Below are 24644 nucleotides of genomic sequence, written 5' to 3'. Positions count from 1 at the left end.
CAAAGCGTCGCTACGATACTTTGCATTGTAAAGTTAACTCAGTGAGATGAACGACCTCAACCAGGCACTTGGCGATATCAGCAGAATCCGCAGGCAGGTGGCCGCCACAACGGAATTTCGCGGCTATGGTCCAGCCACGCTTGCAGCTACGGGTGGAATGGCCATGCTGGCTGCGCTGGCGCAGAGGTTCGTGATCGCCAACCCTGCCGCACACCTGGCCGTATATCTTCAGTTGTGGATCACTACGGCTATTCTCGCTATGGCGCTGACAGGCACACAGATGTTCACGCGTTCGCGCCGCATCCACTCTGCGCTCTCCGACGACATGATTCGGATGGCCGTTGAGCAGTTCCTGCCTGCATTGGGCGCAGGCAGCCTACTTACGCTCGTCCTCTTCTTCTATGTGCCGCAAAGCGCCTGGATGCTTCCGGGGCTGTGGCAGATCGTCTTCGGGCTAGGAATCTTCGCCTCCGGACGCTTTTTGCCAAAACTGATCTTCGTCGCCGGAGCCTGGTATCTCTTCACCGGGCTTGCCGTCATCGCAGTGGGAGTGGAAAACGCCTTCTCGCCGATTGCGATGGGAGTTCCCTTCGGAGTTGGTCAATTGCTGGTTGCCGCCATCCTTTTCTACAGCAACAGGAGCGCAGCCGATGAAGTCTAAGGTTGCAGCTACCGAGGGCCGCTTTGCTTACGAAGGACTGGATCGCGTCATTCATGAACGCGCCCGCCTCAGCATTCTTACATCCCTCATCACCAGTCCGCGCGGCCTTACCTTCAACGATCTTAAGCAGCTCTGCTCACTCACCGACGGCAACCTCAGCAGGCACCTCACTGTGCTGGAAAAGGACGGCATGGTCGACATCATCAAGGGCCACGAAGGCAGCCGGCCATTGACGCTCTGCCGCATCAGTGTCTCCGGTCGCAAACGCTACCTGGAGTACCTCACCACACTTGAGCAGGTGATTCGCGACTCTGCAAAGCTGGCAGAAAGCGCCAGCCCATCGCTACGCAAGCTGGCCGCGTCAGAGGCTTGATATATTTTTTGCCTTTTAACTTTGCAATACAAAGTGCTTTGCAACAAGGAGACCATCAATGATTCACCTGTCGCTCGATCAACCCGGATCTACGCTTCGTCCGAGTTCGCGTTCCATGGGCTTCAAACTCATCATCGTGTGCACACTGGCGTTGCTGATGTGCATCCCTTCTTTTTTCGTGAGCGATCTTGTCCGCGAACGGACGCAGCGCGCCGACGAAGTGGTCAAGGACATCAGTGCAAATGTTGGCGGGCACCAGGTTTTTCTTGGACCCACGCTTGCCATTCCTTACCAGACGCCGCCGCAAAATCCTGCTGACACCGAGCACTACGGTACTTATCTCGTCTTTCCGGCACAGGCGTCGGGGACCGTCACAACCGTGACCGAAGAGAGACATCGTTCGCTCTTTCGTGTTCCTGTCTTTCAGGCAGATCTCAAGCTCGATGCCGACTTCGATCTGACCGGGGTTCCAGCCGCCGCGCCTTCCGGCGCCACGTTTGACTGGAGTCGCGCTGAGATCGTCGTCGGGGCCAGTGACTCTCGCGGCGCGTTGGCTGATGCCAACCTGACTGCCGCGGATACAACCAGCACGCTGGTGCCGGCCAATATTGCCGAGCATCTTTCCTTCGGCGATCCAGACCACGCAACAAAGCTGACGGTCTTCGGGGCTAAAGCCAGTAGCTTTGCTATGCCGAACGCGAAGTTTCATGCCTCGGCGACACTACGCTTCTCTGGCGCCGAGCGTATCGCCGTGCTCGCCTATGGCAAGACCACGCGCCTTACCGCGCAGGGAGACTGGCGCAATCCCGGTTTCTACGGCATTCTGCCCACCAGCCACAGCATCTACCAGAACGGCTTCTCCGCCACATGGAGCGTGCCTTTCATCGGTCGTGGCGTGCGCGCGGAAGGTCCATCCGGCAGCATCACTGGGCTCAATGCGACAGAACTCGGCGTGAATTTTGTGGAAGTCGCCGACCCGTACCAGTCCGTCAATCGCGCGCTGAAGTACATTCTGCTTCTGCTCGGCCTGGTCTTTCTTTCATACTTCATCTTTGAAGTCACGACCGGCAAACGCGTTCATCCGGCGCAGTACCTCCTCGTCGGCGTAGCGCAGATCATCTTCTATCTGTTGCTTCTGTCACTTGCCGAGCGGATTGGCTTCGGCCCTGGTTACGTAATCGCTGGTGGAGCGACGGTACTGCTACTTGCGGCGAATGCTGGCTGGATCTTCGCGAGCCGCCTGCAGGCTGCCCGAGCTTTCGTCAGCTTCTCTCTGCTTTACGGTCTCATCTATCTGCTGCTCACATTGGAAGACAATGCCCTTCTGGTAGGAGCCATCGCGAGCTTCCTCGCCGTCGCAGCCGTGATGTACTTCACGCGACGAATCGACTGGTACAGCTCGTTGCCTGGGGCGTCCTCCGCATCGCCCGTGGCGCCTCCACCTCCTCCCGCAAATCCCGCTTGAGAATCGGATCTCCACCCTCCCCTGGAGGGTGGAGAATCCAGCAGGCAGATTGAATCGGAGACACGGAACGGACTAAACTTAACCTATGCACATGGTCGCCGGGCCAAACCGCAGTATGCAGCGTGTTTTGAAGGTTTCCATGGTGCTTACCGCCGGGTATGTACTGGCAACCTTCCTGTTTGGCCTCAAGGCGCACTCACTGGCGCTGATCTCTGAGGCAGGACACAACCTCTCAGACCTGCTGGCGATCATCCTCTCGTACGTCGCCGTTTATTTTCAGTCGCGGCCCCCTACCGACGAGAAGACCTTCGGCTATCAGCGCGCCGGGGTACTGGCTGCATTCGTGAATGCGGCGACGCTGGTCGTGCTCTCGGTCTGGATCGCCGTTACGGCCGTACAGCGTCTCAGCTCACCGGTTGAAGTGCAGCCACGGCTGATGATGGAAGTTGCTGCCGCCGGAGTGCTGATGAATGGAACGGTTGCAGCGCTGCTGTGGCGCTTCTCCGGCGACGTCAATATCCGCAGCGTCTTTCTCCATATGCTGGGCGACACGCTTTCGACCGCGGCGGTGATCGCAGGCGGCGCGGCGATTCTGTTGACTCACATGAGCTGGGTTGACCCTGTGCTGTCACTCGTCATTGCCGTGATGATCCTGTGGAGCTCGGTCAGCATCATCCGCGAGACGCTGAATATTCTGCTGGAAGGCACGCCGCGCGGGATCGAGCTGCAGGCCGTGCGGTCCGAGATTGCGACCGTAACCGGCGTCCTGGATGTACACGATCTCCACGTCTGGAGCCTCGGCGCACAGTCGCACGCGCTGGCCAGCCACGTCACGGTGAACGAGATGCCCGCGTCGGAGTGCACGGCGATCCTCGAGCAGATCAATTCCCGCATGCGTGCCCGGTTCAGCATCAGCCACACCACGATCCAGTTTGAGACCACGGGCTGCGAGACGATTCACGGCTGCAGCTCGCCGCCCGAGCCCGAAGAGGTCGGAGCGCACGGCCACCATCATCACCATGGCCACGGCCATCACGATCACTCGCACTAACCATCATCGATTGCAAAACGCAAAGCCTCGGAAGTTATCTCCGAGGCTTCTACGTTAGATTTAGTTTCAAATCGGTTTACGCCAGCGTGGCGTCGAGCGTAATCTCCGCTGCCTTCAGGACCTTCGACACCGGGCAGCCTTCCTTGGCCTTGTGCGCCAGCTCGTCGAACTTTGCCTTATCGATGCCGGGGATCTTCGAGGTATTCACCAGGTGAATCTTGGTAATCGTCGGAGCGCCGTGCAGATCGAGCGTGACCGTCGCCCTGGTCTCAATCGTTTCGGGATTGAAGCCTGCTTCGGTAAGCTGCGCGCTCAGCGCCATGGTGTAGCAGCCGGCGTGCGCTGCGGCAATCAGCTCTTCAGGATTGGTGCCAACGCCGTCGGCAAAGCGGGCCGCGAAGCTGTACTGCGTATCCTTGAGCGTCGTGCTCTGCGTGGTGATGCTGCCTTTGCCCTCTTTCAGCGTGCCGTGCCATACGGCGCTTGCGTAGCGATCCATGAAAGTCTCTCCTTTGTTCTCGTTCGGCCGTTCGCATTCGGGCCGGTCTTTCGACGGTACATGATTCGATGCCTCCCGGTCGTCTTCCGGCGGTTGAAAATTTCGAAAACTGGGTTAGGCTTACAAAATGTCCTCGATGAATGCGACCGCTGTGCAACAGGAAATGTCGTCTCAGCCTGATGACGCACAGCCTCAGTGCCCGATCAATACGGAGCATCACCAGGTCTACTGCCCCACCTGCTCGTCGCGGCTTGAGGACAGCCGCTGCAAGCTGATCTGCCGCAAGTGTGGATACTTCCTGAGCTGCGCGGATTTTTACTGAGTCAATCGCAGCCTGCTATCGTTGCTTCTGCGATGAGAATTCCCTTTGCCGTGAGCCTGTTTGCTGGCACCCTGCTGTCGTTTGCAGCATTCGATCCTTCCGCTATCGCGCAGCAGCACGATGCCGTCTCCGAAGTAAACCCGTACATCGGCTCCGGCTCTGGGCCGATCGGTTACGGCGGCACGATGCCGTTTGTGACCCCTCCCTTCGGCATGACCGACTGGACAGCGCAGACGCGGCAGAACCGGTTGAGCGTCGTCAGCTACAAATACGAGGACACACACATTCAGGGCTTCATGGGCACGCATCAGCCAGCCATCTGGATGGGCGACTATGGTTACGTGACGCTGGTGCCGCAGGTAGGCGAGCTGGCAACGACGCCGGAAGCGCGGCAGATGGAGTTCACGCATGACGATGAGGTGACACGGCCGGACTACTACTCCGTGCAGATGACGACCAAGGACGGCTCACGTCTGCGCGCCGAGATGACCGCGACCGAACGCTGTGCCTATATGCGCTTTCACTTTCCGCAGGGAGCTGCCGGACGTGTTCTCGTCGAAGCCTCGCGCCCCGGCATCGCTGGCTCGGCCAACGTCGACGACGTACATCTTGAAATCACCGGCTATAACCCAGATCGCATCGACCGCAACCTCGGACCCTTCGCACTGCCGAACTTCAAAGGCTACTTCGTCGTGCAGTTTCGCCAGCGCTGGGAACGCGCCGCCACCTACGGCATGGACGGCACAGGCGCTCGCGGAGCGTACGTTGAGTTTGCCCAGCCGCCCAGTGAGGACGGCGCGTACATTGACGTCCGCGTAGGAACATCGTTCATCTCGATCGAGCAGGCACGCGAAAATCTGAAGCGCGAGATTCCAGCGTGGGACTTCGAAGCCGTTCAGAAGAAGCTGCGCGCAACGTGGAACGACAAGCTGAGCCGCATCAGCCTTGAAGGCGCCAGTGACGACCAGCGCAAAACGATCTACACCGCGCTCTATCACGCACTACTGTACCCGCGCGTCTTCTCCGAATACGGACGCTACTACTCGGCCTTCGACGACAAAATTCATCAGGGCGAGAGCTACACGGCATACTCCATCTGGGACACCTTCCGCGCCGAGCACAGCATGCTGACGCTGCTCGCGCCCGAGCGCATTCCCGGCATGATCACCGCGCTGCTGCAGGACTACAAGGAAGGCGGCTGGATGCCGAAGTGGCCGAATCCTTCATACACCAACATCATGATCGGCACGCACGCCGACTCGTTGGTGGCCGAGGCCCTCCGGAAGGGATTCACCGGCTTCGACAGAAAGACAGCGTGGGATGCGGTGTACAAAGACGCGATGACGCCACCGGACGGCGACACGACACGCCGCTGGCTCGACCGCGAAGAGCACACGCCCTACGAGGCGCGCGGCGGCCTGACCTACTACAAGCAGCTTGGCTACATCCCCACCGACAAGACGGACGAGGCCTCCTCGCGCACCATCGAAGACAGCTACGACGACTGGTGCGTCGCGCAGGTAGCCAAAGCGCTTGGCCGCGAGAAGGATTACCAGTTCTTCCTCCATCGCTCGCTGAACTACAAGCATCTCTACAACCCGGCGCTGGGGCTGATGAACGGAAAAACATCCGACGGTGCCTGGGCTCCGATCGGCGGCACGCGCGATACTCCCGGCAACCGCTCCGTCTCGGGATGGACCGAGGGCGACGCGTGGGTCTACACCTGGGGCGGCCTGCACGATATTCCTGCGCTGCTGGAGATGATGGGCGGCGCAGACAAGTACAACGTGAAGCTCGATGAGCACTTTGCCGGCAAGCACAACAATCACTCCAACGAACCGAGCCACCACTACGGCTATCTGTACGACTACGCAGGCCAGCCGTGGAAGACACAGGCCAAGGTGCGCGAGATCGCCAACGCTGAGTATGCCAATCTGCCCTCGGGTATTGACGGCGATGACGACTGCGGACAGATGTCGTCGTGGCTGCTGTTCACGGCAATGGGCTTCTATCCGGTGAATCCGGCAAGCGGCGATTACATGATCGGCAGCCCGATGTTTGCGAAGTTTTCTCTGAAGCTCGCAAACGGCAAGACCTTCACCGTGAAGGCGAAGAACGCGAGCAAGGCGAATATCTATATACAGTCGGCGACACTGAATGGCAAGCCGCTGAACAAACCAGTGATTCGCTACGAAGACATCATGCAAGGCTCGACGCTGGAGTTCGTCATCGGGCCGGAGCCCTCGAAGTGGGCGAGTGCATGGCGCGGTGTGCCGATCGGCAAGTAGTGATCCGCTATTTCTCTTGTGAACAGAAGGCCGCCACTCGCGCTACAATTTCCTCCATTCACTAACGTCGCGTGCATGGAGCTTCGGCCTATGAACGAAGTGCGCTTTCATCCTCTTGCCATTATCGTTGCAACGCTTTGTTACTTCGGACTGGGCGCGGTGTGGTTCACGATGTTCCGCGATGCGTGGCTGGCAGGCATCGGCAAGACGATGGAGCAGCTGCAATCGAGCGGGGTAAGCCCTGCGCTGGCCTACGGTGTCGCTCTTTTGTTGACGCTGGCGCTCGCGCTGTTCCTCTCCTGGCTGATCCAGGTAACCGGACCGGTAACGGCTGCGCGCGGAATTCAGATGGCGATCATCCTCTGGTTCTGCACCGTATTTGTAACCTTTGCCACCGAGTATGTCTTTGAAGCCCGTGGAGTTAAGACCCTTGCCATCAATACCGGCTACTGCCTGGTGGGCATGGTGCTGATGGGCGCCGTGCTGGGTGGATGGACGAAGAAACCCCTCTAGGTGTATTGCTGAATCCGTCGATAACCTTATCGCTAATAGTGGCGATTATTCCGCTCCCATGGTGTTTTGACCGAAAAAACATCTTCGAGGAGTACAAAGAGTAAGCGAATCCCCCGTAGAGCCTGACCGGATTCACCGTGCAACTGCCGCTTCAGGCCTGTTGTGCGCAGCATGTTCTTCCGGGCCCCCGTCATCACAATCAGGAGATAGAGACCATGCATCGTCGCATGTCACGATTGCTTATCCTGCTCTGCGCGCTCGCTGGGTCTGCGTTTGCGCATGCCGATTCCATCAGCACCCTGCCGGAATACAACGGCACGGCACGCTATCCCGATCCCGGTCCATACCAGCCGCCGACCGTCGTCGGCAGCTTCGACATCCTGGCTGGAGACACGGGCATCACGATCTCCGGTACGTTCGGCAACTCGCTGACGCCCAGCTCGTCGGGAATGAATGTCTATCTCGGCTCGCTGCTGGTAGCGCAATGCGTCGAGTTCACGACCTGCTACAACAACCTGATCGCACCGACAGCGTGGAGCTACTCGCTGACCGCAGGGCAGATCGCCGCGCTCGGCACCGGCATCGTCGATCTCACCGTCGTGCAGACCTCGCAATACTGGCTGCGCCTGGGAGAGACAACGCTCACGCAACTGAATCCGACTGCAGTCACACCCGAGCCTGCTTCCTTGCTCCTGCTTGGCACCGGCGTGCTGGGAGCCATCGGAGCCGCGCGGCGCAGAGCATGGAAATAGTTCCAGCATAGGCAGCAACAACGGCAAATCTTGTCATCTCGACCGAGCGCGCTGCGCGTAGCGGAGAAATGACAATCAAACTACTTCTGCGATGCCTTCCGTGCTGCCTCGAACTCATCCCCTGGCAGCCACTGAATGATCTTTTGCGCGCTGATCGCCTCCCAGCCCAGCTCCATGCCAAAGCGCACCAGCTCCGCGTTGCCAGCGAAGTCCCAGTCGGCATGATAGTTGTCAGAGAAGTTATGGTAGTCGTGGTCGACGAAGTCCTTGCCCTTGGCCTCGCCCCAGGCGCGGTCGTGGCCTTCAAACAATTCTCCCTGCTCGACTGAAAACGCCGGGATGCCGACCCGCGAAAGCGAGAAGTGATCCGAGCGATAGTAGCCGCCGGCCTCAGGATGCGCGTCGGGAACGATGGCGAGATGAAAGCGCTTCGCCGTTGCCTGCACCGTCGGGTAGAAGGTCGTGCGCTGCGCTCCGTTGACGCTCGTCTCGAGCGGCGTGCCGACAGGCAGAATCATGTCGTAGTTGATGTCAAGCGCGATCTGCGCAGGCGGTACCGGTGGATGCTGGCCAAGATACTCCGAGCCCAGCAGCCCCTGCTCCTCCGCCGCGACCGAAGCGAAGATGACCGAGTGCGGCGGCGATGTCTTCAACGTCGACCAGGCACGCGCCATCTCCAGCAACATGCCGACGCCGGTCGCATTGTCAGCCGCACCGTTATAGATATTGTCACCGGCCATCCCGGGAACCATCCCGAGATGATCGTAGTGCGCGGTGTACATCACCGCCTGATCCGGCTTTTTCGCGGCAACATTCGCACCCGGCAACATCGCCACAACATTCGGTGACTGGAAGCTGCGCACCTTCGCCTCAATATGCGCATCAAGCGAGACCGGCAGCGGTACTGCCTTGAAGCCCTTCTTCCCCGCAGCCGTCATCTCCGCATCGAGATCCATATTCGCCGCCTGGAAAAGCTGTTTCGCCGTGTCCAGTGTGATCCAGCTTGCCGCCTCCAGCTGCGGGTCTTTGTTGTCGCGCAGGTAAGTCTTCTCGCTGGTGTTCGAATTCTTCACCACCTCCCAGCCATAGCTGGCGAGATCGGTGCGGTGGATGATGAGCGCGCCGATGGCTCCCTGCCGCGCAGCCTCTTCAAACTTGTAGGTCCAGCGTCCGTAGTAAGTCAGCGCCTTGCCGCCGAAGAACTTCGGATCGTCCGACGGCGGATCGCCGACGATGCACAGCACCACCTTGCCCTTCACATCGATGCCCGCATAGTCGTTCCAGCCAAACTCCGGCGCAATGACACCGTATCCCACAAAAACAATAGGCGCATGGATATCGGCGACTTCGGTCAGCTTGCGATTGTTCACCGTGTAATCGTCGCCATACTTCAGGTCATAGCTGTGCAGCATGATATGCATGCCACCATCCTTCGGCTTGTCGGGCACCAGCGAAAAGTGCGTCTTGTCCCCCAGCGTCTTAGTGCCGACAAAGTTCACCTGCTGCAGATACGTGCCGTTGTCGCCCGCTGGCTTCAGCCCATACAGTGCAAATTGCGTCGCAATGTATTGCGCGGCGAGCTCGCCGCCACGCGTGCCCGGGCCGCGGCCCTCCAGCAGATCGTCAGCGAGAAATTTGACGTGCGCGCGAATCTTCTCCGGATCGACCGAGGCTTCCGCCGTCTTCACCGCAGGAGGAACGACCTGCGCCGACGCAATCGCAGAAAAGGCTAACAACGTAAGAATAGAAAGACGGAGATGCTTCACTTGCGTGCTCCTGTACGAGAGACTGACTTCAGTTTATTCGCCTGTGTATCGATGGGCAGGGATACCTTCTTCGGCGAGTGGGCCTCTTCGAGCTGCGGGAACTTCACCTGCATGATGTCGAGCCGCTGCAGAATCTTGCGGGCCAGGCCCGTCAGCGCAACCGAACCGAGGCGTCCGGTGCGAACCCAGTGCAGATCGCTCTTCGCCGCAGGGACAGCGCGACGCAGCTTCGTATCCTTGCGGCCACGCAGCGCGAAGACCTGCACATAGTAGTTCGTATTCGTGATGGAGTGGCGCAGACGCAGTGTAGGCTCCCGATCCTCAACCGCGTCCAGCGGCAACGGAGGCAGCTCATACATGCCCGCCATCAGGCTCAGGTCGTCGCCGCGCCGCTCCAGCAGCACTTCTGTAAGGACGCCGCGCTTCCGCAGCGCCAGCAGATAAGCAGCCGGTTGACTCCGCTGTGCTGTACGCGGAGGAGTCACATGTTCGCCGCGCGTCCTGCACATGCCGTACACCGGGCAGTTCAAACACATGGGTGCACGCGGCAGGCAGATGGTCGCGCCCAGCTCCATCATCGCCTGGTTGTGGTCACCGGCTGCATTGGAGCTGCCCTCCATGCGGCGCTGTGGCACCAACGCGTTGGCCTGCTGCTGCACAAAGGCTCGTGTCGCAGCATTACCTTCGTCTTCGCGTCCGGTCAGGCGCAACAGCACGCGCTCCACGTTGCCGTCGACTACAGCGATACTCTCACCAAATGCAATCGAAGCAATCGCAGCGCACGTGTATTCGCCGATGCCAGGCAGGGTCCTCAGGCCGCTCGACGTGCTCGGCAGCACCCCGCCGCGCTCCTTCACAATGAACTGTGCGGCCTTGTGCAGCATCCGCGCCCGGCGATAGTAGCCCAGCCCCGACCACGCGGCCAGCACCTCTTCTTCCGAAGCCAGCGCCAGCGCCAGCAGCGTAGGAAAGCGCTTGAGGAACTCGTTATAGCGGTCGATCACCGCCTCAACGCGTGTCTGCTGCAGCATCACCTCAGAGATCCACGTGCGGTACGGATCGCTGATGCCGCGCCAGGGAAGCTCGCGCGCATGAGCGCGATACCAGCCCATCAGCTTGCGGCGAAAAGCAGGCGGGTCCAGTTCCACGAGCGTCTGCTGTGGCTCGGACTGCTCTGTCTCCTCTATCTGCTCTGCCTGGAGGCCGTTGGATGCTTGCATGCGGATGACAGTCTATCGCCATTTGATGAGCAAGTCAGCAGGCGTGCCATCTGTAAGACAATTGCCTCTTGCACGACAACACAGCGTTGAACGATGCTGGCTGCACACTTTTCCGGAAAAGAGAATGGTACCTATGAAGCTCAAAATGCTCGCCTTGCTGGTATGCGGTCTGACCACCGTTCCCTCCGCGGTATCGCAGACCGCTCCAACCTTCGCGCAGCAGGCGGGCTCGCACTCCTACACCCTCGCCGGTGCCGACCCGGCCCGGGGAGGCACAACGTCGATCCCCACGGTGATCGTTCCGGTTCGGCTCGCGTTTGCGACGAAGAAGATCGCAGGCAAGCCTTACACGCTGGACGCGGCCACCGATGTGCCTGCGCTTCTGCGCTCGCCCATCTTCTCGCGCTTCAACTTCAAGGCGGCCGGCACCACGCAGTATGCCGATGCACTCCTGCGCACGACCTTTCCCAACGCGAAGGACTGGCACACGCTGCTTGGCAAGCCCACCGTCAAGCCCATCACCGTCACCGTGCCTGCGGGCTTCGGCTATGTGCTGACGTCGAAGAGCGAAGGCGCGACCGCGGCCATCGTCGACATTGAATTTCTGCAGAAGGAAATCTTCAAGCAGCTTCCGAAGCAGGACGGCGCGCTCGTCTTCGCCGTCACGCGCAACACTGCCTTCTACGCCATGGGCGATGCGACGGTCTGCTGCTCATGGGGAACGCACGGCGTCGACCGCGCTTCAGGCAATTCTTTCGTGCTCGCCAGCTACCTCAGCCACGCGCCCACCGTCATCGCCGACAAGGACGTCCAGCCGCTCACCCAGCAGCTCGCCGAATTCATCAACGACCCTCTCTTCGACCCGCTCTACCAGCATGAGCTCTACGAGCAGCACCTCAATCCCGCCTCCGCGCCCGGCAACCTCGTCAGTTGGATGCGTCCCGACGCCATGCAGCCCGGCGACGGCGGACGCTGCGGCGGCAACCGCGTCGCCTCCACCTACTTCCAGCTACAACCCACCGACACCAATCCGAAGAACAACTTCCCGGCATCGAAGCCCTTCGCCGTCGGGACATATCACGTGCAGAATGTGGCCTTGATGCCCTGGTACGCCGGTGCATCCGGCTCCTTCGGCAGCACCTTCAGCTTCCCCGACGCGCAGGCGCTCACCGAACAGGCTAAGCCTTGCCCCGAGCGCCGCGCCGGAGCCGTTCCTCCCGCGCCGGCCCAACCCACCGCCGAACCTTTCCTACCCACCGCCACTCCCAACGGGCATAAGCTGATCGGCTACTGGGCCGGCTACGGTGCCGCCTCCTCCACCTTCTCGCTGCGCGACGTCTCACCGCAGTGGGACTACATCCTCGTCGCCTTCGCCATCCCCGACAAGAACGCCCCCGAGGGCACCATGCGTTTCCATCCGCCCACCGGCATGGACGATGCCACCTTCAAATCCGACGTCAAGTTCCTCCAGAGCAAAGGCAAGAAGGTCATGATCTCGCTCGGCGGCGGAGGCCAGCACTTCACGCTCGCCGATCCCAAGCGCGTCCCGAACTACGTCGACTCCGTAACAAAGATTGTCGAAGAATATGGCTTCGACGGCATCGACATCGACTTCGAGAGCCCCTCACTCTCCATCGACTCAGGCGACACCGACTTCCGCCATCCGACAACGCCATCGATCGTCAATCTCATCGATGCGCTTCGCCAGCTTCACAACCACTTCGGTTCCAGGTTCATGATCTCGCTCGTCCCCGAAGGCACCCAGATCCCCGCGGGCTACCCAAGCTACGGCGGCCAGTTCGGCTCCTACCTCGCGATCACCTACGCAATTAAAGACATCCTCACCTTCATCGACGTGCAGGACTACAACACGCCTCCGCTGCAGGGTCTCGACGGCGAGATCTACCAGCCCGGCACCGTCGACTACCACGCCGCCATGACCGAGCTGCTGCTGCACGGCTTCAACATCGGCGGCGATCCAAAGCATTTCTTCCCGCCGTTGCCCGCAAGCCAGGTCGCTGTAGGCTTCCTCACCGGCGACACCACCTCCGGCATCGTCGACCAGGCGATGGACTATATCATCACCGGCAAAGCGCCAAAGGGAACGAAGTACCGGCTGCGCAATCCAAAGGGCTACCCGGAGATGATCGGAGCCATGTTCTGGACCATCGACGCCGACCGCCGCCTGAACTACGTCTTCTCAAACTCCGTCGGCCCACAGCTGCACGGATACCCTGCAACGAAGTAGCCTTTCACGCATAAAACAGTGGAGAGGGCCACAAAAGTGGCCTTCCGAGCGAAGCCGAGGAACCCCCGCCTTTTGCCTGCAGCGGCACTTGTCACGAAGAACGCGGCATGCAAAACGAACAATCAGCCTAGCAATTCTGATACTTCCAGTTCCGCTGCTTGCCCTCGGCAATCTGCTCGACGGCCTGCGCCACGCGTTTCTGCTTTGTCTCCTCGCGTTTGGCCTCAGTAATCCAGTCCACATACTCCCGCTGGCAGCTCGGGCTGAAGTCACTCCATACCTTCTGCGCGGCTTTATTCTTCTTCAGCGCAGCCGCCAGTTCAGCCGGAGTCTCCGGCGCCGGACGCGCCGCCTTCTTCGGCCGCGTCATCGTCTTCGTGCCATCGTCGATAAACTTCGCCGCCTGCTTGCAGTAGCCGATCAACACCTTGTTCGCAGGCAGATCCTTGACGCTGGTGATTTTGCCCAGCGAGCCCATGCCTTCGCTGTCGATCCCCTGCTCCTTGAACCATGCCTTCATCGCACCGCCAAACAGCCCAAAGCTGCAATGCTGCTTGAAACCCGCGATATTGCCGAACATCTGCCCCTTGTAGGTGAAGAAGGGCATCGACCACTTGATACTTTCTTCAATATCGGGCAGGGCCTTGTGCACCACCTCGCGCAGATGCTCAAGGATAGGCTGTGCGAAAGCAGCGGACTTATTGATGTAGGCGTCGACGCGGGGATCGAAGTGATCGGCTTTCATAGTGGGAGCATTTTATCTCGAAAACACCCTCCGCCTGATGCCGGCTAAGCCGTGTCGCCGGGTTTTGTCTTCGGCACTACGGGCTCAGGCTTCACCGGATACGGCGGCCCTTTCTCCAGCACCTTCTGCATCGCGGCGTCGTAGCCATAGATGTCGTTGAAGAAGTGGACCGTTCCATCCTCTTCCACCTCAGCCGTCATGTAGAAGATCACGATCGGCACCGGCGTCTTCAGGTTTACCTGGTGATTGTCGTCGCCCTCCGTCATTGCCTCATGCACCTTGTCGATATCCCAGTCTTCGCCGTCCTTGTCCTTCTGCCCGTCGAGCAGCCAGGCGGCCAGCTCTTCCGGCTTCTGCACCCGCACACACCCATGCGAAAAGTCCCTGCGCGTGCGGCTGAACAGGCCCACCGCAGGCGTCGAGTGCAGGTACACGTCGTACTGGTTGGGAAACATAAACTTCACCAGCCCCAGCGAGTTCTTCGGCCCCGGCTTCTCGCGCACCATCAGGCCGCCCTGCTCCACCTGCTTCACCGTATAGTTCGGCACAAGCTGGCCCTTGGAGTTCACCACTTCATAGTTCTTCGATTCCAGATACCCTTTGGTGACCGTCATATGCGGCACCAGCTCCTTGCGCGCGATATCCACCGGCACGTTCCAGTACGGCCGAAAGATGATGTACTTCATCATGTGCGCGAAGACCGGCGTCTGATGCTCGCCCATCACCTGCCCCACGACGACGCGCATCGTGAAGTCGAGCGTATGCTCCGGCGTGTAGCCGCGCAGCACAAACTCCGGCAGGTTCACCATCAGCCGTGGATTCACGTAAGGCTCCGGCAACCAGCGAAAGCGCTCGAGCGTGTAATCAAGCTGACGCACCCGATCGCTCATCGGCACGTTCAGTGAATCGACCGTCTGCTGCGTCAGCTTGCCGTCATCCGTCAGGCCATGACGCTGCTGATAGTTCTTCACCGCGTCCGAAAGCCGCTGCGTATAGACCTTCGGCTGCAACTCGCCCGCATCGTCGGTATCGGCATCGAGGTCATGCTCCAGCGCAAGCCGCTCTGCCAGCTCTGGAGCTGCCGTATACGCATCGCCCGGCGACAGCGTCTTTGCCACCGCAGGCAACGGATCGGCATTCTGGTCGAGCTGCTTCTTTTCGAGATCGATATAAAGCGCCAGCGCCCGCTCCGTACGGCGATAAAGATCGGAATCCGGCTCAACCGCCCGGAGCAGCTTCGGCACATCGGTCACATCCACCGCATTGTCCGAAACAAACTCGGCCAGGTTGTATTTCTTCTGCGCCACATTGATGTCGAAGTTAAAGTGCTGCGGATTCACCCGCCCGATGCGCAGGTCCGAGATAAACCGCATCACGCACACCGTCATCGCCACATCGAACTGCGCAACCGTGTCTTCGCTTGGTTTCCCGTTGAGGCTCGCTACGCTCGCCATCCAGCGCGTGCCATCGTAGTCCTCCGGATTCAGCCCCTTCAGATCGGCCGCGGCAAACGCCACGATAAACCCCTTGGCTGCTGCCGTCGGCCGGCCATCGCGCGTCCATGCAATCTCGTAGTTGCGATCTTCGTAGAACGTCTTCACAAGCGGCTGGTAATCCGTAATATTCGGCCAGCGCAGAAACGAGAGCTGCGTCGATTCGACCAGCGGCTTGATGTTGTCCGAGTAGTCCGTCGTGTTCGGGGCCGACGTCGTCTTACGCGGCTTCCTGCATCCTCCAACGGACAAAAGCAGAGCAACCACACACACAGCCCCCGCAGTACGGGGAGAAAGCTTCAACATGCTTCGCAAACCTTCCTTGGCGCGCTACCCATCCGCCACTCTGCAATCTATCGGGTGCGGCTCCCAGTATGATGCAAGGCCGATGAAATGAGTCAGCTACTTTGCAGGCAGGTACTAAAGTGGATGCGCAATCGCCGGCAGCACCGCAATGCACAACACCGCCTGCGTCACCAGAATCAGCCCGGCAAGTGCGAGAAACAGCTTGCGGTGCCGTGACTCCAGCACGTCCGCAAACACGCCTCCCGCAAACGTCAGCAGAAACGGCAGCGCCCACAGCCACGGAGCCGTCACCGTCTGCGTCGTCACAATCGGCAGCAGCGCCAGCGCCATCAGCAGCGGCGCCGTGTTGCCGAAGTACCGGCAGCGCCGCGCCACCACATACAGCACCGCCGCAATCCCCAGCGCCGCCGTAATCGACGCATTCAGCGGATCGCTGAAGAGCCCGCGTGCTGCTTCCAGCGAAAACCAGAATCGCGCACTGCCCCCCGTAAACACATAGCTGAACGCCTGTAACCGGAACGCATACGAAGCCAGCAGCACCAGCAGCGCTCCCAGCGCCGAATAGATCAGCACCTGCATCACATAGCTTCTGCGCCGCTCCGCCAGGTACATCATGAAGATCGCCCCGGCGAGAAAACCGATCATCGCCGCCAGCAGATGCGCCGCCGCCGTCAACCCAAGAGCCAGCGTCAGCAGCAGGATGCGTGGCCTCCACTTGCGCCTCGGCCCCTGCATGGCGTGCGCCACGCCAATCGCCGTGTACACCAGGCCATACAGCCCCCACATGGCCAGCACTTCATTGTTCGGCACGACGGCGTAGCGAACCACCTCAGGACAAAAGCAATAAAGCCCCAGCGCAAAAAATCCGCCTTCATTCCCGAACAGCCTGCGCGACACCCACCACAGCCCCGCGCCCAGCCACATCGCAAAGAACACAAACGGAAGATGCATCAGGTACTTCACGCTCGTGATCTCGTGCCTTGCCTCCCATGTCGTCCCGTTCAGCGAGCCCGACGTATACATCCGGTTCTCCGGCTTGCGCAGCTTGTCGATTCCCAGCAGCACCAGCCGCTGCGCCGTCAGCGGCAAACCAGCCACGCGGTAGGCAAACGTCCCATCGCCATTCAGATTGCCGCACGAAGTAAAGTACCCCGCCAGCGGCGAAGGACGCTCCCACATCTCGCGCCCGCAGCGCGCATAGCGGTAGTCCTCCGTCGAAAGCTCCTGGTGCGCGATCACCCACAGGCACTGGCCCAGAAAAACGACAAGCAGCAGCGCGGCAAGCCGCTGCGGCAGGCCAAACTTAATTGCAGGAAACTTCAATCCGCGTCCGCCTTCGTCGATCCAATCACTTGGCGCACAGCATTCTCCTGCCGCACCGCCCAGCTTCTATCGTATCGTGAAGGGTATGCAGTCGCTCACGTTTACTCCCGGTGCCGCCTTTCTCTCCGCCGACTCCACCACGCCTCCCTGGACCGTCGTCTTCGAGGACGAGGGTGTCGTCGGATACTTCTACGCCTGTGACCGCACCAGCACCACGCACGAGAACTCCATCCTCGACGCCATGCTCATCTACAACGTCTCCGCCCTCAACCGCAGCGACGAAGAGCTCAAGCGCCCCACACCCGAGCGCATCGCCGCCGTCGAGTGGTCCCGCGACGGCCTCCGCGCCGTGCTCTACCTCGACGGCATCCCGCAGGCCCTCTACGACTTCGGCACCCGCGCCGGCTACTGCCGCATGAACTTCCCCAACTTCATGGAAGAGAAGGGCGACACTTGGCGCAAGTCCACCCACGCCTGGTCCGAAGATGCCATCCGCCGCTTCGAAGCCGAGTTGTACGGCATGGAAACCGAATCACAGACCGGCTCGCAGGAAACCAACAGCTAGCCAAACGAGTGTCATTCCGAGCGAGCAGCAGGCGAGTCGAGGAACCCCCGCATTGCGCATCCCAGCTACAAATGCCGGTGCCCCACTCACGTCCTAGGCATGAGTGGGGTCGTAGCTAAAACCACATCTCCATAAACACATTCGCCCGCACATACGGCGACTGCTTCGGCGGCAGGTGCTGGAAACCCAGCGCCTCGTACAGATGAACCGCGTTCTTCAACGTATTGTTCGTCTCCAGGTACAGCCGCTTCGCACCCAGCGCGCGCGCCTGCTCCACGGTGTATTCGAGCACGCGCCTGCCGATACCGCGGCCCTGCCACTCCTCCGCCACCGCCATCTTCACCACTTCGTACTCGCCGGGCGCAATCGGCATCAGCCCGCAACAGCCAATCGGAGCACCGGCGGCCGTCGCGAAGAAGATGTGCCCACCCTTCGCCAGCACATAACCTTCCGGGTCGTTCAGTATCTTGCGGTCGGCATCTTCCAGGCCGAAGTACTTCTCGATCCACGCCTCGTTCAGCAGGCGAAACGCCTCCGCATCGCCTCCGCGGTACGAGCGCAGTTTGATCGTGGGTTCAGGCATCGGATTCCCGTTGGATGGCAGATCAGCCAGAGCAAAGGTCGAGGACATCGTCGTTTCTCCTTTGTATGTCTCTGACCTTAGGCCCGCACAAATGATACGTCCAATATCTTGTTTGTCACGATTATGATCTTTCGTATATGGATCGCGACCTCGAGCTGCGTCACCTCCGCTACTTCGTCGCCGTCGCCGAAGAGCTGCACTTCGGCCGCGCCGCCCAGCGCCTGCATCTCGCTCAGCCTCCGCTCTCGCAGCAGATCCGCAAGCTCGAAGAGATCCTCGGCTACCCGCTCTTCCTCCGCACCTCGCGTGCCGTCCGCCTCACCGCCGCCGGAGAAATCTTCCTCGAACGCGCCCGCCGCACCCTGCGCAATGTCCACGAAGACATAGAAGAGGCCCGCTCCATCGGACGCGGCGATGAAGGCTCCCTCCGCGTCGGCTTCATCGGCTCCGGCATGCTCACCGCGCTGCCCGCCATGCTCGGGCGCTACCGACAGCTCTACCCGCGCGTGCAGCTTCTGCTCTCGGAGTCCTACACCGCAGGCATCGCCGCCGCACTCACCCGCGGCGCGCTCGATGCAGGCTTCCTCCGCGACGGCGGCCCCATCGAAGGCCTCCACACCGAACCGCTCTTCACGGAGCCCTTCGTCGCCGTGCTGCCCTCCACTCACCGGCTCGCCGGCAAAGCCACCATCTCTCCCGCCGACCTGCGCGACGAACCCTTCGTCTACTTCACCCCGTCCGCCGGACGCCGCGCCTACGAGAAGCCGCTCTCCATCTTCGAGGCCCACGGCTTCCGTCCCAACGTCGTGCAGGAAGCCCCGCAGTGGCTCACCATTCTCCGCCTCGTCGGCGCAGGACTAGGCGTCTCCGTCGGCCCCGCCTGCACCCGCCAGCTCGCCCTGCCCAACATCGCCTGCCCCGGCCTGCGCGGAGCCCGTGTCACCAGCGACATCGAGCTCGCCTACCGCACAGGAGAAGACCGCCCCGTAGTAGCCACCTTCGCTCAGGTAGCCCGCAGCAGCTTCGCCGCCGAAACAAAACCCCACCCCACCAAACGCAAAACGGCATAACGCCAGATCCGCCCAGCAGCCACAGGAAAACTCCAGGCTCCAAAGCCTTCCTCAAGCCAAGTCAAAAAACCTCTCCGCATTGCTTCACAGAACCTATCCCCGCCACCACCAACAGCTGCATACGGGAGCGACCATCCATCACGCACCAACAAATGCGCAAGGCGAGCGCCCACCCATCACGCACCAACAGCTGCATACGACGAGCGACCATCCATCACGCACCAAAGCAGAACCCGCCCTCCACCACCAAACAGGGCTCATCAACAGGGCGCAGGGCGAGTGCCCATCTATAGCAGAGCACCAAGCGGAGCCTTCTCCCAAGCACCAAAGCGGGTGCCCCATCTTCGCTCGCACAGCGAGCTAAGGTGGGATCCCACAAATACCTCCTCGCCACCACAAGCAGCTGCCCCACTCATGGCGCCACAAACAGGTGCGGATGGCGAAGCGCCCACCATGATGCACCAAAGCGAATGCCGTCTCCCAGCCACCAAATCAGCTGCCCACTCATGGAGCAGCTTCATCGCAACATTGTGGATAAGCCATTCGCGCAGCAGCGCGAACCGCCTCTAGGTACGCCAAGCCTTCAGGCTTGGCCCTCTCCATCCAGCCGCCGCGAAGCGGCCACCACTCTGCCGAAGGCTCGGGCCCCCGAACGAGCTTGCTCGTTGGGGTGAGAGGCTGAGAGGGAAGCCGCAGGCGAAACACCCCTCCGTCATCTGAAGCGAAAACGCTGGGTGCCTCATTCATAGCGCCACAAACAGGTGCGGATGGTGAAGCTCCCACCATGACGCACCAAAGCGAATGCCGTCTCCCAGCCACCAAAGCAGTTGCCCACTCATAGCGCAGCTTCATCACGACATGGGGGTTGAGCCCTTTCGCGCAGCAGCGCGAACCGCCTCTAGGTACGCCAAGCCTTCACGCTTGGCCCTCTCCATCCAGCCGCCGCGAAGCGGCCACCGCTCTGCCGAAGGCCGGAGTGAAGCCGAAGGCGAAACGACCCCCGCCAACTGGAGCGAAAACTCTGTCAAGCCCCCTAAAACCCCAACTCCCTCATTCCAAAGCAAATAAACCCACGAAAATCTGCCGATGAGTTTCCCTCACTTCGCTACACTTAAATCAGCAAACAAAAAGCCCCGGTCCAAAAGGACCGGGGCTAACTCTTTATAAATCAATATTTTGACACCTAACCCACATCAAATGAATATTTTGGCCTGTGCAAATCGAGCAAATTAAACAAAATAAAAGCCTTACAAGCATAGATAGGGGGAGGGGGAGGCCACCCAACACAAATCTGAACCGCGACCACCCCTTCAAGACTCTGATTCGCAGAGGGATAACAAAAATGAGCACCAACCCGAGCATTTCAGCCCGCCGCGCTGCCTTCCGGACTCTCCATGAATCCGGCTTCTTTGTCCTGCCCAATCCCTGGGACGCTGGAACCGCCCGCTACCTGCGCTCGCTCGGCTTCAAAGCCCTCGCCACCACCAGCGCCGGCCTCGCCTTCACTCAGGGACTCCCCGACGCCGACTGGGCAATCCCGCGCGACGCAGCGCTCGAGCACATCCGCTCCATCGTCGCCGCCGTCGACCTGCCCATCAACGCCGACTTCGAATCCGGCTACGGACACACGCCCGATGAAGTCGCCGCCAACGTCCGCCTCTGCGCCTCCACCGGCGTCGCCGGCCTTTCCATCGAAGACGCAACCGGCAACCCGTCCGAACCGCTCTACACGCTTCCACTCGCCGTCGAACGCATCCGCGCCGCCCGCGAAGCACTCGCCGGAACCGGCGTCCTGCTCACCGCACGCGCCGAATGCTTCCTCGTCCACTGTGACGACCCGCTGCGTGAATCCATCCGCCGCCTCACCGCCTACGCCGAAGCCGGAGCCGACGTCCTCTACGCGCCCGGAGCCTCCTCGCGCGCCGAGGTCGAAGCCATTGTCGCCGCCGTCCACCCCAAACCGGTGAACATCCTCGTGGGATCGAGCAGCGGCCTCTCGCTCACCGAACTCGCTGCCATCGGCGTCCGCCGAGCCAGCGTAGGCTCTGCGCTCGCCCGCGCCGCATGGACCGGCTTCATCCAGGCCGCCCGCCTCATCGCCCGCAACAACTCGCTCGAAGGACTCCACAACACCGTCCCCTACTCTGAGCTGAACGACTTCTTCCGCAAGGACTACGCACAACGCGCCATCGAGGAAGATCAGTCTAGATCCTGACGCTCGCTGCAGTTTAGGGCAGTGCGAAAGCAACGAGTGCATCGCCAAGAGGATCTTCCGGGATGCCTTGATGTCCGCCTGCGGCAATCACCAGATACTGTTTGCCGTCGAATTCGTACGTCATCGGTGTCGCGTTTCCAGCGGCGGGCAGCTCCGCGCTCCACAGCTCTTTTCCATTCTCCACATCGAATGCTCGTATCTTCGAATCCGTTGTGCCTGCAATGAAGATGAGACCGCTTTCCGTCGTGATCGGACCCCCCAGGCTGATCGACCCCGGCGGTACGGAACCATGCTGACCGCCGAAGTTCTGCATGGAGCCGAACGGCACCTGCCAGCGTATCGTTCCCTTCGCCATATCAACCGCCGTCAACATACCCCACGGAGGCGTTCCGCACGGCAGATCCGATGGAGATTGCAGAAAGCGCCGCAGCATGGCGTAAGGTGTGCCGCGTTGCAACGCCATGCTCCCGTCTTCGTTGTCCGAGTCGATCTTGTCACGCGGAATCAGCCGCACGCGCGCCAGCAGGTTATTCGTATTCACGATCAGCAGATTGTGCCGCGGATCATACGCATATCCGCTCCAGTTCATGCCGCCGAGGTTTCCCGGTATCGCGAGCGTGCCCTGCACACTGGGGGGCGTGAAGATGCCTTCATTGCGAAGCTTGGCGATGGCTGCGCGGCAGGCGTCACGATCTGCCGGCGTTGGCCCCCACGCATCCTCGGCGGAGATGTGTTGCGGAGCCAGTGGCGGAGGAGCTACAGGGATAGGTTGCGTCAGCGAGGCGCTCTCGCCCGGCACATCGCTTTGTGGCACAGCTCGCTCTTCAACGGGGAATACAGGCTTGCCTGTATCGCGATGGAGCATATACAGGAAGCCGGTCTTGTTCCCTTGAATGACCACGGGAGTGTCCTTGCCTTCGTGAGGCACGGTTGCCAGCAGCGGTGGAGAGGCCGTGTCATAGTCCCACAGATCGTGATGAACCAGCTGAAAACCCCATGCCATCTTCCCGGTCTTTGCATGTAAAGCAACGACGGAATTGGCCCACTTGTCGTCACCTGGGCGCAGGCCGCCGTAATAGTCCGGGCTTGCACTTCCCGTCGGTACGAACACGAGGTCCCGCGCAACATCGACCGCCATAATTGACCATGCATTCGCGGCTCCGCTCACCCATGACGTCGAATCCTTTATATTCCGCGGGATCGGATCCCAGCGCCAGCGCAACGCTCCTGTACGCGCATCAAACGCACGAACGACGCCGGAAGGCATATCGGTGCGGTTGTTGTCGTCAATCGACGATCCAACAATGACCAGGTCATCCATCGTTACCGGCGGCGAGGTCATGTGATACCACGCTGGCGGAGCAGAACCGAGGTTGGCATGCTCATATCCCGGCACATCCCGCAGATTCACCTGACCCGATGAACCGAAGTCAGGACACGGCTGCCCGGTCGCAGCATCGAGCGCGAGCAATCGCGCGTCGAGCGTCGCCTCGAAGATGCGGCGCCTGCACAACTTTGTAGCTGCCCGCGCCGGATCGACCCAGGTAGCGACGCCGCGATTGATCAGGCCGTCTCCATAAGAAAGGCTCAGGTCGATCTTAGGGTCGTAAGCCCACAGCTGCTTGCCCGTGGAAGGATCAAGAGCAATCACACGATTGAACGGAGTGGTGAGATAGAGTCTGCCATCAACAAGAATCGGAGTGGTCTCGAAGCCGCTGCGCTTTCTGCCATCACGGCCATCGGAGATATCGCCTGTGTGATACGTCCAGGCAACTTTGAGCTTCGCCACATTTTCTCGGCCGATTTGAGTGAGTGAGGAATGACGCATGCCTCCGGGGTCGTTCCCGTAATTCGGCCAATCTGTTTCGGTCTTCATCTGACCGTGCGCGAAAACCGCAAGACAAGCGAAACCCAGGACTAGAAAAGTGTGGGAACTTCTCCTACGAGAGTTCACGCTTTGGGAAGCATTCATCGTCACTCCTGCAAATTTCGATACCGTTCACATACGTTCAAGCGCGTGGCCCAAAAACCGCTCCGCCAACTCCTCGATCATGTTCTCCGGACCCTGTTCGCAGAGGCCTGTATGCACGGGCGAGACCTGAATGATGGTGCTGCGTGGCGAGACCAGCCAGTGGAAGCGCTCGCGCTGCGAAAGCTTCGCAATCGGCCCTGCGGCGATGTCGCCCGCTGCCACCTTCGGGATCGCCTCGAGATGTCGCCGCACCAGCTCGACATCGAGCTTCGGCCAGAGCGCCTTCAACCGCGCCTCGTCGACGACGACGCGTGCCGCAAGGAACCTGTATTCGAGGCAGAAGACGATCACGCCCGCGTTGATGAACTCCTCGCGCTCGACGCGAGGTACGACGCGCACCACGGCGTAATCAAACGAGCTCGGCACGGGCACGGTTCGCCTCCTCTACAAACTTCGCCGACGCCTTCAGACGGCGCGCGAAGAAATCTGCATAGACGCGGCGCTTCTCATCGGCAGAAAGCCCCGCCTCGCCTTCGCGCATCAGCCATTTATCCGGCACCGCTTCGAGAATCTCCTCGATGCGTCCTGTTGTAAGCAGCGTATGTGCCTGCTCATCCGCCGCATCGAGCGCGCTGGCCCATGGCAGCAGCACGTGATGCTTCACCTCACGGAACAACGACTCCGCGCGCTCCAGCATCGACTCCCAGTCATGATGCACGTAGATTGAAGCGCCGTGATCGATGAAGTAAAGCTCGTGATGCCACGACAGCAGATTTGCGTTGCGCGGCGTGCGATCAACATTCATCACAAAGGCATCGAACCACACAGCCATCGACGCCGTCCTCGCGTCGGCCTTGTCGCCCGCAGCCGGATCAAACATCGTCGAGCCGGGAAGATAGTCGAGCGCGAGGTTCAACCCAACGCTCGCCTTTAGCAGATCGCGAATCTCCTGGTCCGGTTCGTTGCGGCCGAGCGCCGCATCGACCTCCATAAAGACCAGCTCCGGCACATTCAGCCTCAGCTCGCGGCCAATCTCACCGGCAACAAGCTCGGCCACCAGAGCCAGTGGTCCCTGTCCCGCGCCGCGAAACTTCAGCACATACAGGCCGAGATCGTCGGCGGCGACGATAGCGGGCATACTTCCGCCCTCGCGCAGAGCCGTGACATATTGCGTTGCCCTTACCGTTCTAAGCTGCATCCTCTCCAGTGTAGCG

The 24644-nt window shown here is 60.6% G+C and carries 21 protein-coding genes; 11 read left to right on the top strand and 10 right to left on the bottom strand.

Annotated elements, in window-relative coordinates:
- Positions 1 to 46: 46 nt before the first annotated feature.
- The 4 genes from KFE13_RS11305 (at position 47) to KFE13_RS11290 (ending at position 3550) form a co-directional block, all read left to right on the top strand.
- Positions 47 to 661 carry a hypothetical protein gene (locus tag KFE13_RS11305; protein ID WP_260703230.1) on the top strand — a complete coding sequence of 205 codons (615 nt, stop codon included), beginning with the start codon at positions 47 to 49 and terminating at the stop codon, positions 659 to 661.
- Complete coding sequence (locus tag KFE13_RS11300; RefSeq protein ID WP_260703229.1) at positions 651 to 1034, top strand: transcriptional regulator; 384 nt, start codon at positions 651 to 653, stop codon at positions 1032 to 1034. Before KFE13_RS11305 ends, KFE13_RS11300 begins: the two co-directional genes overlap by 11 nt.
- A gap of 58 nt (positions 1035 to 1092) precedes the next feature.
- A complete protein-coding gene (gene creD / locus KFE13_RS11295) occupies positions 1093 to 2499 on the top strand; it encodes a cell envelope integrity protein CreD (protein ID WP_260703228.1) in 1407 nt (468 codons plus the stop codon).
- A gap of 139 nt (positions 2500 to 2638) precedes the next feature.
- On the top strand, positions 2639 to 3550 hold the full coding sequence (locus tag KFE13_RS11290; RefSeq protein WP_313900639.1) for a cation diffusion facilitator family transporter: 912 nt from the start codon (positions 2639 to 2641) through the stop codon (positions 3548 to 3550).
- A gap of 76 nt (positions 3551 to 3626) precedes the next feature.
- Here KFE13_RS11290 and KFE13_RS11285 read toward each other — a convergent pair whose 3' ends face one another.
- Positions 3627 to 4049 carry an OsmC family protein gene (locus tag KFE13_RS11285; protein WP_260703226.1) on the bottom strand — a complete coding sequence of 141 codons (423 nt, stop codon included), beginning with the start codon at positions 4047 to 4049 and terminating at the stop codon, positions 3627 to 3629.
- A gap of 372 nt (positions 4050 to 4421) precedes the next feature.
- Here KFE13_RS11285 and KFE13_RS11280 point away from each other — a divergent pair, with 372 nt between their 5' ends.
- The 3 genes from KFE13_RS11280 (at position 4422) to KFE13_RS11270 (ending at position 7924) form a co-directional block, all read left to right on the top strand.
- Positions 4422 to 6659 carry a GH92 family glycosyl hydrolase gene (locus KFE13_RS11280; RefSeq protein ID WP_260703225.1) on the top strand — a complete coding sequence of 746 codons (2238 nt, stop codon included), beginning with the start codon at positions 4422 to 4424 and terminating at the stop codon, positions 6657 to 6659.
- Between the two features lie 90 nt (positions 6660 to 6749).
- Entirely contained in the window at positions 6750 to 7172 is a 423-nt protein-coding gene (locus KFE13_RS11275) for a DUF1761 domain-containing protein (RefSeq protein ID WP_260703224.1), read from the top strand.
- A 215-nt stretch (positions 7173 to 7387) separates the two neighbouring features.
- Positions 7388 to 7924 carry a PEP-CTERM sorting domain-containing protein gene (locus tag KFE13_RS11270; protein WP_260703223.1) on the top strand — a complete coding sequence of 179 codons (537 nt, stop codon included), beginning with the start codon at positions 7388 to 7390 and terminating at the stop codon, positions 7922 to 7924.
- Positions 7925 to 8004: 80 nt separating this feature from the next.
- On the opposite strand, the gene KFE13_RS11265 is transcribed toward KFE13_RS11270, so the two are convergent.
- Entirely contained in the window at positions 8005 to 9690 is a 1686-nt protein-coding gene (locus tag KFE13_RS11265) for a M28 family peptidase (RefSeq protein WP_260703222.1), read from the bottom strand.
- Positions 9687 to 10910 carry an A/G-specific adenine glycosylase gene (locus tag KFE13_RS11260; RefSeq protein ID WP_260703221.1) on the bottom strand — a complete coding sequence of 408 codons (1224 nt, stop codon included), beginning with the start codon at positions 10908 to 10910 and terminating at the stop codon, positions 9687 to 9689. Before KFE13_RS11260 ends, KFE13_RS11265 begins: the two co-directional genes overlap by 4 nt.
- A gap of 133 nt (positions 10911 to 11043) precedes the next feature.
- Here KFE13_RS11260 and KFE13_RS11255 point away from each other — a divergent pair, with 133 nt between their 5' ends.
- The gene (locus KFE13_RS11255; RefSeq protein ID WP_260703220.1) at positions 11044 to 13158 is read left to right on the top strand and encodes a glycosyl hydrolase family 18 protein; all 2115 of its coding nucleotides are present in this window, start codon (positions 11044 to 11046) and stop codon (positions 13156 to 13158) included.
- A gap of 127 nt (positions 13159 to 13285) precedes the next feature.
- Here the strand turns inward: KFE13_RS11255 and KFE13_RS11250 are convergent, their stop codons facing one another.
- The 3 genes from KFE13_RS11250 to KFE13_RS11240 form a co-directional block, all read right to left on the bottom strand.
- Positions 13286 to 13903: a YdeI/OmpD-associated family protein gene (locus tag KFE13_RS11250; RefSeq protein WP_260703219.1), complete on the bottom strand. Its 618-nt coding sequence runs from the start codon at positions 13901 to 13903 to the stop codon at positions 13286 to 13288.
- Positions 13904 to 13947: 44 nt separating this feature from the next.
- Positions 13948 to 15702, bottom strand: a complete 1755-nt coding sequence (locus KFE13_RS11245) for a L,D-transpeptidase family protein (RefSeq protein ID WP_260703218.1) — start codon at positions 15700 to 15702, stop codon at positions 13948 to 13950.
- 114 nt (positions 15703 to 15816) lie between these two features.
- Positions 15817 to 17025 (bottom strand): hypothetical protein, encoded by a 1209-nt coding sequence (locus KFE13_RS11240; RefSeq protein WP_260703217.1) that lies wholly within the window; start codon positions 17023 to 17025, stop codon positions 15817 to 15819.
- Between the two features lie 85 nt (positions 17026 to 17110).
- Here KFE13_RS11240 and KFE13_RS11235 point away from each other — a divergent pair, with 85 nt between their 5' ends.
- Positions 17111 to 17590: a DUF2251 domain-containing protein gene (locus KFE13_RS11235; RefSeq protein WP_260703216.1), complete on the top strand. Its 480-nt coding sequence runs from the start codon at positions 17111 to 17113 to the stop codon at positions 17588 to 17590.
- Positions 17591 to 17705: 115 nt separating this feature from the next.
- On the opposite strand, the gene KFE13_RS11230 is transcribed toward KFE13_RS11235, so the two are convergent.
- Positions 17706 to 18221: a GNAT family N-acetyltransferase gene (locus KFE13_RS11230; RefSeq protein WP_260703215.1), complete on the bottom strand. Its 516-nt coding sequence runs from the start codon at positions 18219 to 18221 to the stop codon at positions 17706 to 17708.
- Positions 18222 to 18310: 89 nt separating this feature from the next.
- Here KFE13_RS11230 and KFE13_RS11225 point away from each other — a divergent pair, with 89 nt between their 5' ends.
- Together KFE13_RS11225 and KFE13_RS11220 are read left to right on the top strand one after the other, a co-directional pair.
- Positions 18311 to 19243: a LysR substrate-binding domain-containing protein gene (locus tag KFE13_RS11225; protein ID WP_260703214.1), complete on the top strand. Its 933-nt coding sequence runs from the start codon at positions 18311 to 18313 to the stop codon at positions 19241 to 19243.
- A gap of 1342 nt (positions 19244 to 20585) precedes the next feature.
- Entirely contained in the window at positions 20586 to 21458 is an 873-nt protein-coding gene (locus KFE13_RS11220) for an isocitrate lyase/PEP mutase family protein (protein WP_260703213.1), read from the top strand.
- A 13-nt stretch (positions 21459 to 21471) separates the two neighbouring features.
- Here the strand turns inward: KFE13_RS11220 and KFE13_RS11215 are convergent, their stop codons facing one another.
- The 3 genes from KFE13_RS11215 to KFE13_RS11205 all read right to left on the bottom strand — a co-directional run bounded on the left by KFE13_RS11215 (position 21472) and on the right by KFE13_RS11205 (position 24628).
- Positions 21472 to 23334: a pyrroloquinoline quinone-dependent dehydrogenase gene (locus KFE13_RS11215; RefSeq protein ID WP_260703212.1), complete on the bottom strand. Its 1863-nt coding sequence runs from the start codon at positions 23332 to 23334 to the stop codon at positions 21472 to 21474.
- A 123-nt stretch (positions 23335 to 23457) separates the two neighbouring features.
- Positions 23458 to 23856 (bottom strand): DUF3037 domain-containing protein, encoded by a 399-nt coding sequence (locus tag KFE13_RS11210; protein WP_260703211.1) that lies wholly within the window; start codon positions 23854 to 23856, stop codon positions 23458 to 23460.
- Positions 23840 to 24628, bottom strand: coding sequence for a HipA family kinase (locus tag KFE13_RS11205; protein ID WP_260703210.1), 789 nt, complete (start codon positions 24626 to 24628; stop codon positions 23840 to 23842). Before KFE13_RS11205 ends, KFE13_RS11210 begins: the two co-directional genes overlap by 17 nt.
- Positions 24629 to 24644 lie beyond the last annotated feature (16 nt).

This window comes from Edaphobacter flagellatus (assembly GCF_025264665.1).
In the GTDB taxonomy this organism is placed as follows: Bacteria; Acidobacteriota; Terriglobia; order Terriglobales; family Acidobacteriaceae; genus Edaphobacter; species Edaphobacter flagellatus.
Note: the sequence above shows the minus strand (reverse complement) of the source record. Positions and strands in the feature narration are given on the sequence as shown.

Bases quoted from the DNA above. Each gene is read 5' to 3' on its own strand.
- KFE13_RS11230 (WP_260703215.1), bottom strand. From the start codon at position 18,221: ATGTCCTCGACCTTTGCTCTGGCTGATCTGCCATCCAACGGGAATCCG.
- KFE13_RS11245 (WP_260703218.1), bottom strand. From the start codon at position 15,702: ATGTTGAAGCTTTCTCCCCGTACTGCGGGGGCTGTGTGTGTGGTTGCT.
- KFE13_RS11250 (WP_260703219.1), bottom strand. From the start codon at position 13,903: ATGAAAGCCGATCACTTCGATCCCCGCGTCGACGCCTACATCAATAAG.
- KFE13_RS11300 (WP_260703229.1), top strand. From the start codon at position 651: ATGAAGTCTAAGGTTGCAGCTACCGAGGGCCGCTTTGCTTACGAAGGA.
- KFE13_RS11285 (WP_260703226.1), bottom strand. From the start codon at position 4,049: ATGGATCGCTACGCAAGCGCCGTATGGCACGGCACGCTGAAAGAGGGC.
- KFE13_RS11260 (WP_260703221.1), bottom strand. From the start codon at position 10,910: ATGCAAGCATCCAACGGCCTCCAGGCAGAGCAGATAGAGGAGACAGAG.
- KFE13_RS11215 (WP_260703212.1), bottom strand. From the start codon at position 23,334: ATGAAGACCGAAACAGATTGGCCGAATTACGGGAACGACCCCGGAGGC.
- creD (WP_260703228.1), top strand. From the start codon at position 1,093: ATGATTCACCTGTCGCTCGATCAACCCGGATCTACGCTTCGTCCGAGT.
- KFE13_RS11290 (WP_313900639.1), top strand. From the start codon at position 2,639: ATGGTGCTTACCGCCGGGTATGTACTGGCAACCTTCCTGTTTGGCCTC.
- KFE13_RS11235 (WP_260703216.1), top strand. From the start codon at position 17,111: ATGCAGTCGCTCACGTTTACTCCCGGTGCCGCCTTTCTCTCCGCCGAC.
- KFE13_RS11255 (WP_260703220.1), top strand. From the start codon at position 11,044: ATGAAGCTCAAAATGCTCGCCTTGCTGGTATGCGGTCTGACCACCGTT.
- KFE13_RS11225 (WP_260703214.1), top strand. From the start codon at position 18,311: ATGGATCGCGACCTCGAGCTGCGTCACCTCCGCTACTTCGTCGCCGTC.
- KFE13_RS11205 (WP_260703210.1), bottom strand. From the start codon at position 24,628: ATGCAGCTTAGAACGGTAAGGGCAACGCAATATGTCACGGCTCTGCGC.
- KFE13_RS11220 (WP_260703213.1), top strand. From the start codon at position 20,586: ATGAGCACCAACCCGAGCATTTCAGCCCGCCGCGCTGCCTTCCGGACT.
- KFE13_RS11305 (WP_260703230.1), top strand. From the start codon at position 47: ATGAACGACCTCAACCAGGCACTTGGCGATATCAGCAGAATCCGCAGG.
- KFE13_RS11275 (WP_260703224.1), top strand. From the start codon at position 6,750: ATGAACGAAGTGCGCTTTCATCCTCTTGCCATTATCGTTGCAACGCTT.
- KFE13_RS11270 (WP_260703223.1), top strand. From the start codon at position 7,388: ATGCATCGTCGCATGTCACGATTGCTTATCCTGCTCTGCGCGCTCGCT.